Raw genomic sequence first — 17,103 nt, 5'->3', positions numbered from 1 at the left:
TGCCGTTATTTCTTCTGCGGCTGGTAGATCTGATCGAAGGTGCCGCCGTCGCTGAAGTGGTCCTTCTGCGCCTTGCGCCAGCCGCCGAAGATCTTGTCGTCGATGGTGACGAGCTTGACCTTGGGGAACTTCGCCTCGTATTTGGCGGCGACCGTCTTGTCCAGCGGACGGTAGTAATTCTTGGCGATGATTTCCTGGGCGGCCGGGGTGTACAGGAATTCCAGATAGGCCTGCGCGGCGGCGCGTGTGCCCTTCTTGTCGACGACCTTGTCGACGATGGCCACCGGCGGTTCGGCCAGGATGGACAGCGACGGCACCACGATGTCGAACTTGTCCGGGCCCAGTTCCTCCAGGGCCAGGAACGCTTCGTTCTCCCAGGCCAGCAGCACGTCGCCCACGCCGCGCTCCACGAACGTCGTGGTGGCGCCGCGCGCGCCGGTATCCAGCACCGGCACATGCTTGAGCAGGTCGCCGACGAAGGCGCGCGCCTTGTCCTCGCTACCGCCGTTCTTTTCCAACGCGTAGGCCCACGCGGCCAGGTAGTTCCAGCGGGCGCCGCCCGAGGTCTTGGGATTCGGGGTGATGACCTGCACGCCGTCCTTGACCAGATCGTCCCAGTCCTTGATCTGCTTGGGGTTGCCCTTGCGCACCAGGAACACGATGGTGGACGTGTACGGCGAGCTGTTCTGCGGCAGGCGGGTCTGCCAGTTCTCGGGCAGCAGGCCGCGGTCGGCAATGGCGTCGATGTCGTAGGCCAGCGCCAGCGTCACCACGTCGGCTTCCAGCCCGTCGATGACCGAACGTGCCTGGCGGCCGGAACCGCCGTGCGACTGGCGGATCGTCAGATCGACGTTGGCCTTTTCCTTGTACTGCTTGACGAAGGCGTCATCGATGGCTCGATAGAGTTCGCGCGTCGGATCGTAGGACACGTTCAACAGCGTCTGCTTCTGCTGTGCCTGCGCGGGCGGCATCGCGGCAAACGACACCGTGACTGCGGCCAAGGCGGCCAACCAACCGGCTTTCCTGAAAGACATGCCCTGCTCCCTGTGATCTGCAATGTGGAGGCAAGTTTGCGGGCAGGCCGATCTGAACGGAACGAATCATTTTTTGATTGCTCATCGCCAAGAGGCATATAGGACGCGCGTCCCAGCAACGAAAAACCGCCGCAATCCTCTATGAAGATTGCGGCGGTCCGGGTGGTTATCGGGCGCGCTGAAGCGGCAGCGCGCACCCCTGTTTTTCGTATTTACTTATTCGGTTGCGGCGTGATGCGCAGGTACGGACGCACGGCCTTGTAGCCTTTGGGGAACTTCTCCTTGATGACCGCTTCGTCCTGCAGGGAAGGAACAATGATCACGTCGTCGCCGTCTTCCCAATTGACCGGCGTGGCCACGCTGTGGCTGTCGGTCAGTTGCAGCGAATCGATGACGCGCAGGATCTCATTGAAATTGCGGCCCGTGCTGGCGGGATACGTGATGGTCAGGCGGACCTTCTTGTTCGGATCGATGACGAACACCGAACGCACGGTCGCCGTGGCGCTGGCATTCGGGTGGATCATGTCGTACAGCTCGGAGACCTTGCGGTCCTTGTCGGCGATGATCGGAAAGTTGACCGTCGTCGATTGCGTGTCGTTGATGTCTTCGATCCACTTGGCGTGCGAATCGGCGCCATCGACCGACAGGGCCAGAACCTTCACGTTGCGCTTGGCGAACTCGTCGGCCAGCTTGGCGGTGTAGCCCAGCTCGGTCGTGCAGACGGGCGTGAAATCGGCCGGATGCGAGAAAAGCACCCCCCAGCTGTTGCCCAGGTACTCGTGGAAGCGGATCTTGCCAGCCGAGGATTCCTGCTCGAAATCAGGGGCGGTGTCGCCCAGTCGTAGTTGACTCATGATGTCTCCTGTACGGGATTCAGTTGATGGGACCGGCCGCCGGTCCGGCGTGGACCGCAGCGGGCAATCGCGTTTCGGGGCGGCGGTGACCGCGTGTGAAACGATTCTTCCATCAAACCAACAGGCGGGGAAATACGCAAGTCATATAACCTTATGCAATATTCGCAGCAGCCTTTGCGCTGCCTCGCCCCGGGGCCGAAGACCCTCAGCTCAGGTGGTAGGCCAGCGACACGATGATCGGGCCCAGCACCGGCAGCAGCACGTTCGCGATGGCGTACGTCACGGTGTAACCCAAAAGGGGCACCGAACTGCCGCTGGCCGTCAGGATGGCGCTGATGGCCGGCGTGCTGACATGCTGCCCGGCAATGGCGCCCACAAGCAGCGGCCCTTCGATCTTCAAGAGCTTGTGCCCCACCCAGAGTGACAGGCACGCGGGCCCCAGCGACACCAACAGGCCGATCAAGGGCAGCACCGCCCCATGCTCGCGGATCAGCGACAGCGCATCCGGCCCGGCCGACAGGCCCACGCAGGCCACGAAGATCGCCAGTCCCAGGTCCTTGAGCAATTGCACGGCATGGGCCGGCATGTGTCCGATCGACGGCCGCTTCGCATTGATCCAGCCGCACACCAGGCCGCTGACCAGCGCCCCGCCCCCGCTGCCCAGCGATACCGGAATCCCCCACAGCCTTGCCCCCAGGCTGCCGATCATCAGCCCGGCAAGAATGCCGAACGCCAGAAAGACCAGGTCGGTCACGCCGCTGCGGCGCAGTTCGGATCCCAGCGCCGCACCCGCCTCGGACAGCTCCGGCTCCGCGCCCACCAGGGTGACCAGATCGCCGTATTGCACGACCGTCGCGGGGGTCAGGGGCAGCACGTGCCCCGACCGCGTAATGGATTGCAGGAACACGCCCCGCGCGCGCCGGGCGTTGGGGCGCTTGGCCAGCTCGCCCACCGTGTGACCATTGACGGTCTTCTTGCTGACGATGACTTGCAGCTCGCTCAATTGCAGGTCGTCCGCATGTGCCTCGGGCAACTGGATCTCCGGGCCGATCACCGATCCGGCCCGCAGCGCAAAACGGCGCAGTCCCAGCACCACCACGATGTCGCCGGTCGCCAGCACATAATCGGGCGTGGCATCGACCGCCTCGCCATTGCGTAGGACGCGGCTGACCACCGTACGTCCGCCCAACTGGGCCTCCACGTCGGCGACCCGTTTGCCGTCCACGTCCTTGACCACGTGGGCGCGTCCCACCAGACGCGGCAGTGTCGGCAGGCTGGCCTCGTCGTTGTCGCCGGGCGTGGCGCCCAGCTGGGCCTCCAGCGCCTTGGACGCCTCGCGCAGGTTGATGCGCAGCAGCGCGGGCGCCACCTGGCTGGTGAAGAACACGATGCTGATGAGACCCACCAGGTAGGTCAGCGTGTAGGCCGTCGCGATGTTGGCCTCCATGCGCTGCACCTCGGCCTCCGGCAGCCCCAGGTGCTTGAGCGCCTCGGCGGCGGTGCCCACGACCGCCGATTCCGTGGCCGCGCCCGCCGCCAGTCCCGCGGCGGTGCCAGCATCCAGCCCGAACAGCCGCACGGCCGTCAGCACGATCGTCAACACCAGTACCGCCTCGATCAGCGGCAGCGCCACAAAGCGCAGGCTGGACCGGTTGAGGTTGGCGAAGAACTGCGGGCCGCCGGAGTAGCCCATGGCAAAGATGAACAGGGCGAACGCGACTTCCTTCAGGTCGCCGCGCATCTGGCAGCCCGTCTGGCCGATCAGCAGGGCGACGATGAGCGTGCCGCACACCCCGCCTAGCTGTATCGGCCCGACCTTCAGCTTGCCGATCAGGTATCCCAAGCCCACCGTGACGAACAACACCGCGATGGGGACGCTATTGAAAAACCCGACCGAACACGTCATGAGTTCACGCCGCCCTGTTGTTGCCTGCGTTGCGGCCGCCTACTTCACGGCGGCCTTCTTTGCCGACTTCGCAGCCGTATCGGCCTTCTTCACCGCCTTCTTCACGGCCTTCTTGGCCGCCGTCTTGCCAGCCGGGACGCGCTTCTTGGCGGCAGATGCCTTGACCGTCTGGCCCTTGCCCGCGGTGGGGCCGGAACGCACCAGTTCAGACGACTTCCACGCCTCGACATATTCGGTCGCGGATTCGACCATGTACTTGCCGATCTTGGCGTAGTCCCCGTCGTCCAGGTTGGCCAGCGAAATCCGGATCGACCACGGCGGGCCGCCGAAGCCGCCGCCGTCCATCAGCACGACCCCCGACTTCTCCGCCAGGCGGAACAGAAAGTCCACCGGTTCGTAGTTGTCGATCATGTATTTGCAGAAGGCGTCTCCGTACATGACCTTGGCCCAGACCATGAAGTCCAGTTCGACGTAATACCAGCCCCGCATCGGATCTTCCGGCGGCATCGGAATGCCCAGCCCCCGCCACAGCGCGTCGCGCCGGCTGCGCACGATCTGCATGGTCAGATGCTTGTAGGCGTCCTTCAGGTCCAGCAGATGCGACAGCGCGAAAAAGCCCATCTGCACCTGCTGCGGCAACGATAGGCCGGCCGTGTGGTTCAGGGCAACATCGCGGCTGTCGGCAACCAGGCGGTCGATGAACTTCAATTTCTCCGGCTCCATCGTCATGGCGCTGTAGCGCTTGTCCAGCCGTTTTTTCCACGCTGCGGGCAGCTCGGCGATGCGCCGGTCCATCGTGTTGTTCTCGTGCGTGGCGATGACGCCCAGACGCCAGCCAGTGCAGCCGAAATTCTTTGAAAAGGAGTACACGCAGATGGTGTTCTGCGGCACCTCGGCCATCAGCGACCGGAAGTTCGGCACGAAGGTGCCATAGACGTCGTCGGTCACCAGCACCAGGTCGGGATTCTTGCGGATCAGGCGCACGATCTGCTTCATCTCGACGGGACTGAATGCGACGGAGGGCGGGTTGCTGGGGTTGACCGTGACCGCCAGCTTGATCTTGGGATCCTCCAGCTTGGCGATTTCCGAGGGCGGATAGTGCCAATCGTGCGTGCCGTCGGCGCGCATGCTGCTGGCGTTGATGCCGACGATCTTGAACTGGAAGCGCTCGAGGTGCGCGATCTCGATGTAGGGCGTGAACGTGGGCAGGAACAGCGCGATGGTGTCGCCCTGCTTGAGCAGACCGTTGACCATCAGCGAATCGAAGATGTAGCACATGGCCGCCGTGCCGCCTTCCACCGGGAAGAGATCGAACTTGCCCTTGGGCGGTCGGCCATCGCACATTTCCTTGACGAGGTAGTCATGGATGATCTGCTCGATGTGCACCAACGCCCGGGGAGGCACGGGATAGTGGTCGCCGATGATGCTGTCGGTCAGTTCATGGATCCATTCGTCCGGATCAAACCCCTTGATCTTCACGCCGTATTCCAGCACCCCGACCAGAAAGTCGTAGCCGTCTTCACCCTTGTGCTTGGAGAGGAACTTGCGCAGCCGGTCGGCGCATCCCTTCTTGGCCGGCATGCCCGCCAGAATGCCTTCGTCGCGCACCCGGCGCGCCTCTTTCATGGCAAACCGGCCCAACAGGAAAAACGCATCCCGCGGTTCCGTGGCGATCCAGTTGGGATTGCCGCGGCCCGCGTTCAGCATTGAGGCGGCGGCCGATTGCTGGCTATCCTTGGCCAGCGTGATCAGATAGTCCTTCAGTTCAAACGGAGACAACTGTTCCAGGTCGCGCTGATGGGAACGCGTGGTCTTCAAGGCCGAGGCCAGGCTGACGGTGACGGGCGCAGTGGAAGCCATTTTGTGTACTCCTGATGTGCGTGTTGGCCGGCGCGGTGAAGACCGGCGCCGTTACGATTGCCGCGCTTTTCTTCTCTGTAGCACCCGCACGCCGCGGCTTTGCGGGGCTGTCCCGCTAGGCCATGAGCATGACGATGACAATGCCCCAGATGATCAGGAGGGTATTGCCGATGGCATAAGGCACCGTGTAGCCAAGCGCCGGGACCTGGCTCTTCGCCGTCTCGGTGATCTGGCCGATCGCCGCGGTCGTGGTCCGGGCACCGGCGCAGACCCCCAACGCAATGGCCGGATGGAACTTGAAGACATGACGGGCGATCAGCACGCCCAGGATCATCGGAATGCTGGTGGCAATGACACCGGCGATGAAGAGCTTGGCGCCCAACTGCTGAAAGCCCTGTACAAACCCCGGTCCGGACACGATGCCCACGACGGCGACGAACGCGGTAAGGCCGACCGATGTCAGGAACCAGTGCACCGGCTCGGGCACACGCCCGAACGTCGGATGCACGGAGCGCAGATAGCCGAACACCAGCCCTGAAATCAGCGCGCCGCCGGAAGTGGACAGCGTGATCGGAATTCCGCCCACAGTCAGCACCAGCGTGCCGAACAACCCGCCCAGCAAAATGCCGAAACCCACGAACACCATGTCGGTCTGGTTGGTCGCGCGGTCCACGTAGCCCAGCTTGCCCACGACCCGTTCGACGTCGCGCTTGGCGCCCAGCATGAAAAGGCGGTCGCCGCGGTCCAGCTTCAGGCCCCAGTTGACCGGCATCTCGTGGCCGCCACGCACGACCTTGCGCAGGAACACGCCCCGGCCCAGTTGGCGCACCGTCTCGTTATCGGCAAGCTCCTTGATCGTCTTGCCGGCCACGTTCTTGTTGGTCAGCACGACTTCGACGACTTCGGCGGGCAGGTTGATGACGTCACGGTCCTCGACCTCGGTGCCGATGAGACCCGAGGCCTGCAGCACCAGCGCGTCATGGCGTCCGGTCACGCCCAGCACATCACCAGCCTGCAGCGCCGTGCCCGAGTCGGCATCGATGATCTGGTCGCCGCGGCGGATGCGTTCGACGAACACGCGGGCGTCGACGAATTTCGCCTCGAGGTCGCCAACGGTCTTGCCGACGTAGTCCGAGTTGTCCAGCCGGTAGGCCCGCGCCGTGAACTTGCGGTAGCCCGACAGTTCCATTGAATCGGCCCCGCCGGACATCTTGGCCTCGTATTCCTGGCATTCCTTGACGATGTCCACGCGCATCAGCTTCGGGCCCAGGGACGCCAGCAGCCAGGCGCTGCCCACCGTGCCATAGATGTAGCAGACCGCATACGCGACGGGGATGCTGTCGATCCACTGCTTCTTGGTGGCGGCATCGACGGACAGCCCGTTGATCGTGTCGGTGGCCACGCCCATGACCGCAGAAATGGTCTGCGCGCCCGACAGCAATCCCGCGCCGGTGCCGGCGTCAAAGCCGAACGCAACCGCGGTCCCCCAAGTGACCAGCAGGCAGAGCACACAGATGATGACGGCAAAGATGACCTGAGGAAGGCCATCGCTTTTCATGCCGCGGAAGAATTGCGGTCCTACGCCGTAGCCGAGACCGAAGAGGAAAAGCAGGAAGAACACCTGCTTGAGAATGGGGGCAATCGATATGTTGAGCTGGCCGACCAGTACGCCCACCAACAGAGTTCCCGTTACTGCGCCCAGATTGAAGCCGAAGATCTTCTTGGCGCCGATCCAATAGCCAAGACCCAAGGTCAGGAAAATCGCCAGCTCCGGGTACTTACGTAGTGTGTCAAAGAACCATTCCATCACGAATCTCCTTCGTTCTGTACAGGTCAAGCACATTCGCAAACAGGGGGTAGCGCGCCGGTTACGTTAGCAGAGTCTTTGCGAAAATCAAACGTTTTTGACAATTTTGCGGCGCGGATAAACCGAAAACAAACCGCGCAAAAAAAAACCGCGGGCGTCACGCCCGCGGTTCTGATTGACGCCTGCGCTGCGGTTTACAGCGCGTTGGTCAGTTCGGGAACGACCGTGAACAGGTCGCCCACCAGGCCGTAATCGGCCACGCCAAAAATCGGCGCCTCGGCGTCCTTGTTGATCGCGACGATGACCTTCGAGTCCTTCATGCCGGCCAGATGCTGGATGGCGCCCGAGATGCCGACGGCCACGTACAGTTGCGGCGCGACGATCTTGCCGGTCTGGCCAACCTGCCAGTCGTTCGGCGCGTAGCCGGCGTCGACCGCGGCGCGCGAAGCGCCCAGCGCGGCGCCCAGCTTGTCGGCCAGCGGATCCAGGATCTTGAAGTTTTCGGCGCTGCCCAGACCGCGGCCGCCCGACACCACGACGCGGGCGCCGGCCAGTTCGGGACGATCGCTCTTGGCGACTTCGCGGCCCACAAACGTGGACAGGCCCGAGTCGGCGACAGCGGCAGCGTCTTCGACCGAGGCGGAACCGCCTTGCGCGGCAACCGCGTCAAAGCCGGTCGTGCGCACGGTGATGACCTTGACGGCGTCGGCCGATTGCACGGTGGCAATGGCGTTGCCGGCGTAGATCGGGCGCTGGAACGTATCGGCGGATTCGACGCCGATGATGTCGGAGATCTGCGCCACGTCGAGCTTGGCGGCGACGCGCGGCGCCACGTTCTTGCCCGAGGCCGTGGCCGGGAACAGGATATGGCTGTAGCTCGAGGCCACGGCCAGCACCTGCGCCGCAATGTTTTCGGCCAGGCCATCTGCCAGATGCGGGGCATCGGCCAGCAGGACCTTCGCCACGCCGGCGGCCTGGGCGGCCTGGTCGGCCACGGCGCGCGCGTTGGCGCCGGCGACCAGCACGTGCACGTCGCCTCCGATCTTGGCGGCGGCGGCGATGGCGTTCAGGGTTGCGCCCTTGAGTTGAGCGTTATCGTGTTCGGCAATAACCAGCGTCGTCATGATCAGACCACCTTCGCTTCATTCTTGAGTTTGTCCACCAGCGCCGCGACATCGGCAACCTTGATGCCGGCCTTGCGGGCGGGCGGCTCGCTGACCTTCAGCGTCTTCAGGCGGGGCGCGGGATCAACGCCCAGGTCTTGCGGCGTGACGGTGTCCAACTGCTTTTTCTTGGCCTTCATGATGTTCGGCAGCGTGACGTAGCGCGGCTCGTTCAGGCGCAGGTCGGTGGTCACGATGGCGGGCAGCTTGAGCGACAGGGTTTCCAGGCCGCCGTCGACTTCGCGCGTCACGGTGACCCTGCCGTCGGCCAGTTCGACCTTGCTGGCGAACGTGGCTTGCGGCCAGTCCAGCAGCGCGGCCAGCATCTGGCCCGTCTGGTTGGCGTCGTCGTCGATGGCTTGCTTGCCCAGAATCACGAGCTGGGGCTGTTCCTTATCGACCAGCGCGCGGAGCAGCTTGGCGACAGCCAGCGGCTGCAGTTCGGCATCGGTCTGGACCAGCACGCCGCGATCGGCGCCGATGGCCATGGCGGTACGCAGTGTCTCCTGGCATTGCGCAACGCCGCAAGAAACCGCCACGACTTCAGCGACCGCGCCCTTTTCCTTCAGGCGGGTGGCTTCTTCGACGGCGATCTCGTCAAAGGGGTTCATGGACATCTTCACGTTGGCGATATCCACGCCGGTCTGATCAGACTTGACGCGCACCTTGACGTTGTAGTCAACGACGCGCTTGACAGGTACCAACACCTTCATCCCGCTGCCTCCAATTGGAAAATAATGACCCGGCATGCGCCGGGATCGCATTGCACAATTTTTTCCTGATTCTACAGCTTCGCCAGCGCCCGTATGTGCGCGACCACGCTGCGGCCCAAGGCGGACAAGTTGTAACCGCCCTCGAGCGTGCTCACGATCCGGCCCTGACAGTGGCGATCGGCCACCTCGACCAGCTGCTCGGTGATCCAGGCGTAGTCCGCCTCCACCAGGCCCATCTGCCCCATGTCGTCCTCGCGATGGGCGTCGAACCCCGCGGACACAAGGATCAATTCCGGACGGTGGGCCTCTAGCCGCGGCAGCCAGGTGTCCGTGACGATGGTCCTGACCGCGGCGCCAGCCGTGTAGGCGGGCACGGGCACATTGAGCATGTTGGCGGCCGGATGATCCGCGCCGCTATTGGGAAAGAACGGATGCTGGAAGAAGCTGCACATCAGCACCCGATCGTCCCCGGCAAAGACATCTTCGGTGCCGTTGCCATGATGGACGTCGAAATCGACGATCGCCACGCGCGTCAGGCCGTGAAAGTCCATGGCATGCTGCGCCGCAATGGCGACGTTGTTGAAAAAGCAGAAGCCCATGGCCTGCGACCGGCACGCGTGGTGCCCGGGCGGACGCACGGCGCAGAAAGCCGTTCGCGCCTCGCCGCCCAGCACGGCGTCGACCGCCGCCACCCCCGCTCCCGCCGCGTGCAACGCCGCTTCGAAGGTGTGCGGATTCATGAGCGTATCGGGATCGATAGGGTAATACCCTTGGTCCGGCGTATGTTTCTGCAAACTGTCCAGGTACTGGACAGTGTGCACACGCAAGAGGTCATTGCGGGACGCCTGGGGCGCCTGCCGGTCATCCAGATAAGGCATCAATCCGCTTGCGAGCAACTGATCGGAGATGGCGTCCAGCCTCTGGGGGCTTTCCGGATGCCAGCTTCCCATTTCATGCAAGCGGCATGCCGGGTGGGTAAGATACATGGTCTCCATAAGGAAGATTATGTTCATCTGTCGGCGAATACTGCAACTCGGCGCGCTTTCTGCCCTGCTGGCGGGGTGCTCCACCACCACTCCCACCGCAGCAACCTCCTCTCCTTCCGCTTCCCAGACCGCTCAGGCTTCAGGGACGCCCGCCATCCGCATCGGGCCCAGCACGCCGACGCTCGGCCCCGAACTCGCGGACGACGCGCCCGCCACGTTGACGCCATCCGGCGCCTTGCGGCCCGACGTCCGCACCTTCGTCGAGAACCTGGCCGCCGAGCGTCAACTGCCGCTGGCGCCGATGGTCCAGGCGCTGGAAAGCTCACGTTACAACGCCACGGTGGCGCGGCTCATCGCGCCCTCCCCACCCGGCAAGAAGGTCTGGCGCAGCTGGCTGACCTATCGCTCCCGCTTCGTCGAACCCAAGCGCATTGCCTGGGGCGTCGAGTTCTACAACGAAAACCGCGACCTGCTGAATCAGGCGGCGCAACGCTTTGGCGTGCCGGCCCCGATCATCGCCTCCATCATCGGCGTCGAAACGCTGTATGGCCGCAACATGGGCAATTTCCGCGTGCTGGACGCGCTGGCCACGCTGGCCTTCGACTACCCGGACCCGGCCAAACCCGAGCGCGCCACGATGTTCCGCACCCAGCTGGCCGACTTCCTGACGCTCGTCATGAACGACAAGCTGGAACTGGAAACCAAGGGGTCTTACGCCGGCGCCATCGGCATGCCGCAATTCATGCCGACCAGCGTGATGCATTACGCCGTGGACGGCGACGGCAACGGCCATATCGACCTGACCAACAACACCCAGGACGCCATCATGTCCGTGGGCAGCTTCCTGGCACAGCACGGCTGGCAGCGCGGCCTGCCGGTGTTCGCGCCGGTAGTGCTGCCCGCCGACCCGACCGCTCTGGTGGACGGCGGCCTGGAGCCCAAGCAAAGCTGGACCACGCTGAAGGCCGCCGGCTCGCGCCTGCAGCCCGGCGCATCCAGCGATGGCTGGGTCAGCCAGCCGCTGGGCGTGGTGGATCTGGTCGAGGAAATGCGCGGCACGGCACAGTATCGCGTGGGGACGCCCAACTTCTTTGCGCTCACCAAGTACAACCGCAGCTACTTTTACGCCACGTCGGTGGCCGATCTGGCCACCGAGATCGAGGCCCGCGTGACGCGATGATCGTGCGCGCGCCGATTTTGCCCGCGCGGTGACTGCTGCCGCGCGGGTGGACAAACGCCCCGGCGGATTCAACCGCCGGGGCGTTTTTTCATTCAAGGGATTGCCGCTTTGTCCTGGACGGCACGCCACGCAATCCCGCGCGGGCCAGCCAGCAGGTCAGTTGAAGACGCCCGTGGACAGATAGCGGTCGCCGCGGTCGCACACGATGAACACGATGGTCGCATCGTTGACGCGCTCGGCAACCCGCAGGGCCGCGACCAGTGCGCCGGCAGACGAGATCCCGCCGAAAATGCCTTCCTCGGCGGCCAGCCGCCGCGCCATCGCTTCGGCTTCGGACTGCTGGATGGACTCGTAGGCGTCCACACGGCTGCGGTCGAAGATCTTGGGCATATAGGCCTCGGGCCATTTGCGGATGCCCGGAATCTGCGATCCTTCGGCCGGCTGCGCACCCACCACCTGCACGGCGGGGTTGCGCGACTTGAGGTACGTAGACACGCCCATGATGGTGCCCGTGGTGCCCATGGCGCTGACGAAGTGCGTGATGCGTCCTTCCGTCTGATTCCAGAGTTCCGGGCCCGTGGTTTCAATGTGCGCGCGCGGATTGTCGGGATTGGCGAACTGGTCCAGCACCAGCCCCCGGCCATCGGCCTGCATCTCGGTGGCCAGGTCGCGGGCGTATTCCATGCCGCCCTTGTCGGCCGGCGTCAGGATGAGCTCAGCGCCATACGCCGCCATGGCGGCACGCCGCTCGACGGACAGGTTGTCCGGCATGATCAGGATCATGCGGTAGCCCTTCATGGCGGCCGCCATGGCCAGCGCAATGCCGGTATTGCCGCTGGTGGCTTCGATGAGGGTGTCGCCCGGCTTGATGTCGCCGCGCTCTTCGGCGCGCTGGATCATCGACAAGGCCGGGCGATCCTTCACGGATCCCGCCGGGTTGTTGCCTTCCAGCTTGGCCAGGATGACATTGCCGCGCGCGTCGCCCGCCGCCCCGGGAATGCGCTGCAGGCGCACCAGGGGCGTGTTGCCGACGGTCTGCTCGATGGTGGGGTAGGTAGTAGTCATGCGGTCGATCATAACTCCGCCCGGCGCCGCGCGGCCCCAAAAGCCGCGCACGCGCCAGGGGCTCCCCGCATCGCCGGGATGCGGGGATACCGGATCGACGGATCGCCGGATCGCTGGACCTCGGGATCGCCGGATCGCCGGACCGCCGGATCGCCGGACCGCCGGATCGCCGGATCGCCGGATCGCCGGGCTCAGGGCTTGGCGCGGGCCGGGACCGGCGCGCCGCCCGCCGTGGACGCTCCGGCAGACTTTGCCGCAGCCGCCTTTCCTGGTGCCGCGCGGGCTGCGGGCGCGGCTGCCGCCCCAGACTTCGGCGCGGCGCCCGCGGCGCCGATCGTCAGGCCGGCCGCCTGAAGCGCCTGCGCCTTTTTCTGTCCGATGCCCCGCACACGCTCGGTCAGGTCGTCCAGCGATTCGAAACGGCCGCCGCGTTCGCGTTCGCGCACGATGATGTCGGCGGTGCGCGGGCCGATGCCCCGCAGGCCTTCAAGCTGGGCCGCGGTGGCCTGGTTGATATCCACGGCCTGGGCGGGCGGCGCGGCCACGCCAAGGCCGGCGGACAGCAGCAAGGCGCCAAGCGCCTGCCGCAGCGCACGCTGGCCCGCGCGCGGGCCAGCGGGCACCGCGGCCGGACGCGCGCGGCGCCACGGCGCCAGCGGCAGATGGCGAGCAACGGTGGAATGGACGAAGGGATTCATGGGTTCTCCTGACGGGTCGGAGCGCAGCGGTTGCCGCGCCTTGTTCCCATCATCGGGCGCCGCCCCGCGCCGCGCCCGGCGAGTGAATCAATTCATCCAGCCCGGCAACCACGCAGGCGAAAAAAAGCCACCGCATGGCGGTGGCCTTGTCGGATCGGCTGCCGGAAGGATTACTTGCGGGCGCGCCAGTAGCGCACGTATTCGGCCACGCCCGTCTGCACATCGCGCATGGGCGCCGTGAAGCCGGCGGCGCGAAGCTGCGTGACATCGGCCTGCGTGTAGCTTTGGTAGCGGCCCTTGAGGTCGTCCGGGAACGGGATGTAGCGGATCAGGTCCAGTTCGGCCAACTGCGCCAGCGTCAGCTCGGCCTCGCCACGCTCGGCGCGCAGCGTGTTGACCACCGCGGCCGCCACGTCATTGAACGGCTGCGCCTTGCCGGTGCCGCAGTTGAAGATGCCGGATTGTTCGGGATGATCCAGGAAATGCAGGTTCACCGCGACCACGTCTTCGACCGAGATGAAATCGCGGCTCTGGCCGCCATCCACGTAGCCGTCCCAACCCGCGAAGAGCCTCACGTGCCCGTGTTCCAGGAACTGGTTCATGTTGTGGAAGGCCACCGACGCCATGCGGCCTTTGTGCTGCTCGTGCGGGCCATACACGTTGAAATACCGCAGGCCGACGACTTGCGCCGTCAGGCTGCCCATGCGCTTGCGCAGCACCTGGTCGAACAGCAGCTTGGAATAGCCGTAGACGTTCAGCGGGCCTTCGTTGTCGGGATGCTCGACGTAGGTCGTCGACCCGCCGTACACGGCCGCGGAGGACGCATACAGGAACGGCACGCGGCGCGTCTGGCAGAACTCGAAGAGTTCCAGCGTGACGCGGTAGTTGTTGTCCAGCATGTAGCGGCCGTTGCGCTCGGTGGTGTCCGAACACGCGCCCTGATGCAGCACCGCGCGGATATCGGGCAGGCTGCCGTCGGCGACGCGGCGGCGAAAGTCGTCCTTGTCCATGTAGTCGGCGATCTTGCAATCGACGAGATTGACGAACTTGTCGCCTTCGGTCAGATCATCGACGGCAATGATGTCTTCGATGCCGCGGCGGTTGAGCCCGCGAACCAGGTTGCTGCCAATGAAGCCCGCGGCTCCGGTAACGACGATCATGAGGATTCTCCTGCCAATTCCGCGGCGGTGACGACGGACGTGCCCAGCTTGCCCACGGCGATGCCGCCGGCCTTGTTGGCCCAGCCCATGGCCTCGGCCCACGGCAGCCCGATGGCGCGCGTGACCGCCAGCGTGGCAAGCACGGTGTCGCCCGCGCCGGACACGTCGAACACTTCGTGCGCCTGCGCATCGGTGTGATCGCGTCCCGCATCGGAAAACAAAGTCATGCCCTGCTCGGACCGCGTCACAAGCAGGGCTTCAAGGTCCAGATCCGCGCGCAGGCGCTGCGCGCGATCGGTCAATTCAGCTTCGGAATTCCAGCGGCCGACCGCCTGCTGCATTTCCGAGCGGTTGGGCGTGACCAGGGTCGCGCCGCGATAGCGCGAGTAGTCATCGCCCTTGGGATCCACCAGCACCGGGATGCCTGCGCTGCGCGCCAGCGCAATCAAAGACTCCACGCGGGTCAGCACGCCTTTGGCGTAATCCGACAGCACGACGATGTCGTGGTTGGCCAGGTGGCGCGCCAGGGCCGCGTCCACGGCGTCCAGCGACGCCTGCGAGGGATGCTGTTCGAAATCCACGCGCAAGAGTTGCTGCTGGCGGCCCAGGACGCGCATCTTCAGGGTGGTGTGCAGTTCGTTGTCGGCGATCAGGTCGCCCTGGATGCCGGCCTCGGTGGACAGGCGCCGGACGCTGTCGCCGGCCTCGTCCTGACCCAGCACGCCGACCAGCGTGACATGGCCGCCCAGCGCGGCCACGTTGCGCGCCACGTTGGCGGCGCCGCCCAGACGATCTTCGCGGCGGGCGACCCGCACCACCGGCACCGGCGCTTCGGGGGAGATGCGCTCCACTTCGCCGAACCAGTAGCGGTCCAGCATGACGTCGCCAACCACGAGCACGCGGCTACGCGAAATGGCTTCGGCGGGAAAAGAGTTCATTCAAGTTCTTCCAGACGGCGCGGCGCATAGGTTTCCCAGGCGTTGCAGCCGGGACATTGCCAGTAGAAGCGACGCGCTTGAAAACCGCAATTGCGGCATGCGTAGCGATCGAGACGTTGCGTGTGTTTGTGGATCAGGCTGCGCAGCAGGGTCAGGTCCGCGCCCGGCACCGGGCCGTGGTCGCCATCGCTGTCGCCGTTGGCCAGCTCGGCCTCCAGGAGGCGATCCAGGCCGAGCAGCGAAGGATGGCTGCGCAGCGCGCCGCGCGCGAAGGCCCATGCCGTCGCCGCGCCCTGCTGCACGCGCAGTTCCCGGAACACCACGTTGAACAGATCCAGGGACGCATGGCGGCCATACTGCTTTTGCAGGAAGTCCAGGCCCGCGGCGGCCTGGTTGGCGTTGCGATAGTTCGCCAGCAACTGCTCGGCCACCAGCCCGGCGTACTCGGACGCATCGGTCATGACCGATTCCAGGTACAGCCTTTCGCGCTTGGGATCCTGCTCGATCAGCGCCAGGCGCGCGCGCAGCATGGCGGTGCGCACCTTGGCGCCCTTGCTCGAGGCGGCCTCGGTGGTGGTCAGCGCGTGGTCCGCGGCGTCCAGCGCCTTGTGCGCGCTTTCGACGTCGGCCGGCTTGGCCGCCAACGCGGTCTGCGCCTGCTCGCAGTAGTAGTGCACGATTTGCGGGACGGGCTCGTCGACCAGGCCCTGCAAGGTCTTGACGGCCTCGATCGCACGCGGCCAATCGTGTTCGGATTCATAGATGCGGATCAGCGAGCGCAGCGCGGGCAACGCATAACGCGTGTCCTTGAGCTGCTCGAAACCGCTTTCGGCCCGGTCCAGCATCCCGGCCTTCAGGAAGTCCTGCGCCAGTTCGTGCTGGGCGTGTTCGCGCTCGGCCTGCGGCAGGTCGGAACGGTTCAGCAGGCTTTGATGCACGCGGATGGCGCGCTCCATTTCGCCGCGGCGGCGAAACAGGCTGCCCAGGGCAAAGTGCAGCTCCGTGGTTTCCGGGTCCAGCTTGGCGACCTCGACGAACGCGTCGATGGCGCGGTCCGGCTCTTCGTTGAGCAGGAAGTTGAGCCCGCGGAAATAGGAGTCAGGCAGGCTGCGCGTTTCCCGAAGCATCTGCCGGATATCGAAACGCGCGGCCAGCCAGCCCAGCGCGAACAGCACCGGGACGAAAATCAACCACCAAGGTTCAAAATCCACTATTCGGACTCATGCGGTAATTCGGTGCAAAAAAGCCGGCGCGATGTCACAGCGGCGACATGGGAGCGACGGCTTCGGGGGGCACGACGGGCGTGGTGCCGTTGGCGGCGGCCTGGATGCGATCCAGTTCGCGGCGCAGGCGGATGGCCTCGCGGCGGCGGCGCAGCGCTGCGGGAACGGTCAGCAGCAGCCCGAACAACGCGCCAAGCACGAATACGACCAGCATGACGACGATCAGCGGGACGTCCTGGATGACGTAGTCGGCGTAGAACTTCACGGCGACGGGGTCGGTGTTCTTCAAGGCGAACATCAACACCGCCACAAAGACGAGCAATCGCAGGGCCCAGACGAGATAGCGCATGGCGCATGCTCCAGATGATTCGAGACCGTCAATTGTAAGCGACGTCTTCACGGCGAGAGAAAAAAAAGCCCCAAGGCGGAGCCCGGACAGCGAATGCGAAGGAGGGACGAACGCGTGAACGGGCGCCACAAAAACAAAGCCCCTTGATTTCTCAAGGGGCTTCGTTC

Annotated in this window: 15 protein-coding genes; 1 reads left to right on the top strand and 14 read right to left on the bottom strand. The window is 65.1% G+C overall.

Annotated elements, in window-relative coordinates; genetic code table 11:
• Positions 1 to 5: 5 nt before the first annotated feature.
• The 8 genes from LN047_RS07385 to LN047_RS07350 all read right to left on the bottom strand — a co-directional run bounded on the left by LN047_RS07385 (position 6) and on the right by LN047_RS07350 (position 10,332).
• Entirely contained in the window at positions 6 to 1,034 is a 1,029-nt protein-coding gene (locus LN047_RS07385) for a sulfate ABC transporter substrate-binding protein (protein ID WP_373981438.1), read from the bottom strand.
• A gap of 212 nt (positions 1,035 to 1,246) precedes the next feature.
• Positions 1,247 to 1,888 carry a peroxiredoxin gene (locus LN047_RS07380; protein ID WP_056322285.1) on the bottom strand — a complete coding sequence of 214 codons (642 nt, stop codon included), beginning with the start codon at positions 1,886 to 1,888 and terminating at the stop codon, positions 1,247 to 1,249.
• A gap of 205 nt (positions 1,889 to 2,093) precedes the next feature.
• Positions 2,094 to 3,794 (bottom strand): aspartate-alanine antiporter, encoded by a 1,701-nt coding sequence (aspT, locus tag LN047_RS07375; RefSeq protein WP_373981437.1) that lies wholly within the window; start codon positions 3,792 to 3,794, stop codon positions 2,094 to 2,096.
• A 39-nt stretch (positions 3,795 to 3,833) separates the two neighbouring features.
• Complete coding sequence (locus tag LN047_RS07370; protein WP_056322281.1) at positions 3,834 to 5,654, bottom strand: bifunctional aspartate transaminase/aspartate 4-decarboxylase; 1,821 nt, start codon at positions 5,652 to 5,654, stop codon at positions 3,834 to 3,836.
• 115 nt (positions 5,655 to 5,769) lie between these two features.
• A complete protein-coding gene (gene aspT, locus LN047_RS07365; protein WP_373981436.1) occupies positions 5,770 to 7,461 on the bottom strand; it encodes an aspartate-alanine antiporter in 1,692 nt (563 codons plus the stop codon).
• Between the two features lie 194 nt (positions 7,462 to 7,655).
• Entirely contained in the window at positions 7,656 to 8,585 is a 930-nt protein-coding gene (locus tag LN047_RS07360; protein ID WP_056322276.1) for an electron transfer flavoprotein subunit alpha/FixB family protein, read from the bottom strand.
• 2 nt (positions 8,586 to 8,587) lie between these two features.
• Positions 8,588 to 9,337: an electron transfer flavoprotein subunit beta/FixA family protein gene (locus LN047_RS07355; RefSeq protein WP_373981435.1), complete on the bottom strand. Its 750-nt coding sequence runs from the start codon at positions 9,335 to 9,337 to the stop codon at positions 8,588 to 8,590.
• 71 nt (positions 9,338 to 9,408) lie between these two features.
• The gene (locus LN047_RS07350) at positions 9,409 to 10,332 is read right to left on the bottom strand and encodes a histone deacetylase family protein (protein ID WP_081100847.1); all 924 of its coding nucleotides are present in this window, start codon (positions 10,330 to 10,332) and stop codon (positions 9,409 to 9,411) included.
• A 10-nt stretch (positions 10,333 to 10,342) separates the two neighbouring features.
• On the opposite strand from LN047_RS07350, the gene mltB reads away from it, so the two are divergent.
• Positions 10,343 to 11,503: a lytic murein transglycosylase B gene (gene mltB, locus LN047_RS07345; RefSeq protein ID WP_373981434.1), complete on the top strand. Its 1,161-nt coding sequence runs from the start codon at positions 10,343 to 10,345 to the stop codon at positions 11,501 to 11,503.
• A gap of 156 nt (positions 11,504 to 11,659) precedes the next feature.
• On the opposite strand, the gene cysM is transcribed toward mltB, so the two are convergent.
• The 6 genes from cysM to LN047_RS07315 form a co-directional block, all read right to left on the bottom strand.
• A complete protein-coding gene (gene cysM, locus LN047_RS07340; RefSeq protein ID WP_062838678.1) occupies positions 11,660 to 12,568 on the bottom strand; it encodes a cysteine synthase CysM in 909 nt (302 codons plus the stop codon).
• 191 nt (positions 12,569 to 12,759) lie between these two features.
• Positions 12,760 to 13,266 carry a ComEA family DNA-binding protein gene (locus LN047_RS07335; RefSeq protein WP_373981433.1) on the bottom strand — a complete coding sequence of 169 codons (507 nt, stop codon included), beginning with the start codon at positions 13,264 to 13,266 and terminating at the stop codon, positions 12,760 to 12,762.
• A gap of 170 nt (positions 13,267 to 13,436) precedes the next feature.
• Entirely contained in the window at positions 13,437 to 14,426 is a 990-nt protein-coding gene (gene rfaD, locus LN047_RS07330; RefSeq protein WP_373981432.1) for an ADP-glyceromanno-heptose 6-epimerase, read from the bottom strand.
• Positions 14,423 to 15,364 (bottom strand): D-glycero-beta-D-manno-heptose-7-phosphate kinase, encoded by a 942-nt coding sequence (gene rfaE1 / locus LN047_RS07325; protein ID WP_056322264.1) that lies wholly within the window; start codon positions 15,362 to 15,364, stop codon positions 14,423 to 14,425. The genes rfaD and rfaE1 overlap by 4 nt, the downstream gene beginning before the upstream one ends.
• Positions 15,361 to 16,575, bottom strand: a complete 1,215-nt coding sequence (gene lapB / locus LN047_RS07320) for a lipopolysaccharide assembly protein LapB (RefSeq protein WP_056322260.1) — start codon at positions 16,573 to 16,575, stop codon at positions 15,361 to 15,363. The genes rfaE1 and lapB overlap by 4 nt, the downstream gene beginning before the upstream one ends.
• A 46-nt stretch (positions 16,576 to 16,621) precedes the next feature.
• Positions 16,622 to 16,936, bottom strand: coding sequence for a lipopolysaccharide assembly LapA domain-containing protein (locus LN047_RS07315; protein WP_062838607.1), 315 nt, complete (start codon positions 16,934 to 16,936; stop codon positions 16,622 to 16,624).
• Between the last annotated feature and the right edge of the window lie 167 nt (positions 16,937 to 17,103).

This window comes from Achromobacter sp. JD417, assembly GCF_041879325.1.
GTDB lineage: Bacteria > Pseudomonadota > Gammaproteobacteria > Burkholderiales > Burkholderiaceae_B > Achromobacter > Achromobacter mucicolens.
The sequence above is the reverse complement of the archived record's forward strand: the minus strand, read 5'-3'. Positions and strand labels throughout refer to the sequence as shown.

Excerpts from the sequence above, each read along its gene's own strand:
- LN047_RS07315 (WP_062838607.1), bottom strand. The coding sequence starts at position 16,936 with ATGCGCTATCTCGTCTGGGCCCTGCGATTGCTCGTCTTTGTGGCGGTG.
- LN047_RS07335 (WP_373981433.1), bottom strand. The coding sequence starts at position 13,266 with ATGAATCCCTTCGTCCATTCCACCGTTGCTCGCCATCTGCCGCTGGCG.
- aspT (WP_373981436.1), bottom strand. The coding sequence starts at position 7,461 with ATGGAATGGTTCTTTGACACACTACGTAAGTACCCGGAGCTGGCGATT.
- LN047_RS07385 (WP_373981438.1), bottom strand. The coding sequence starts at position 1,034 with ATGTCTTTCAGGAAAGCCGGTTGGTTGGCCGCCTTGGCCGCAGTCACG.
- cysM (WP_062838678.1), bottom strand. The coding sequence starts at position 12,568 with ATGACTACTACCTACCCCACCATCGAGCAGACCGTCGGCAACACGCCC.
- LN047_RS07370 (WP_056322281.1), bottom strand. The coding sequence starts at position 5,654 with ATGGCTTCCACTGCGCCCGTCACCGTCAGCCTGGCCTCGGCCTTGAAG.
- rfaE1 (WP_056322264.1), bottom strand. The coding sequence starts at position 15,364 with ATGAACTCTTTTCCCGCCGAAGCCATTTCGCGTAGCCGCGTGCTCGTG.
- LN047_RS07360 (WP_056322276.1), bottom strand. The coding sequence starts at position 8,585 with ATGACGACGCTGGTTATTGCCGAACACGATAACGCTCAACTCAAGGGC.
- LN047_RS07350 (WP_081100847.1), bottom strand. The coding sequence starts at position 10,332 with ATGGAGACCATGTATCTTACCCACCCGGCATGCCGCTTGCATGAAATG.
- rfaD (WP_373981432.1), bottom strand. The coding sequence starts at position 14,426 with ATGATCGTCGTTACCGGAGCCGCGGGCTTCATTGGCAGCAACCTGGTT.
- LN047_RS07355 (WP_373981435.1), bottom strand. The coding sequence starts at position 9,337 with ATGAAGGTGTTGGTACCTGTCAAGCGCGTCGTTGACTACAACGTCAAG.
- aspT (WP_373981437.1), bottom strand. The coding sequence starts at position 3,794 with ATGACGTGTTCGGTCGGGTTTTTCAATAGCGTCCCCATCGCGGTGTTG.
- LN047_RS07380 (WP_056322285.1), bottom strand. The coding sequence starts at position 1,888 with ATGAGTCAACTACGACTGGGCGACACCGCCCCTGATTTCGAGCAGGAA.
- mltB (WP_373981434.1), top strand. The coding sequence starts at position 10,343 with ATGTTCATCTGTCGGCGAATACTGCAACTCGGCGCGCTTTCTGCCCTG.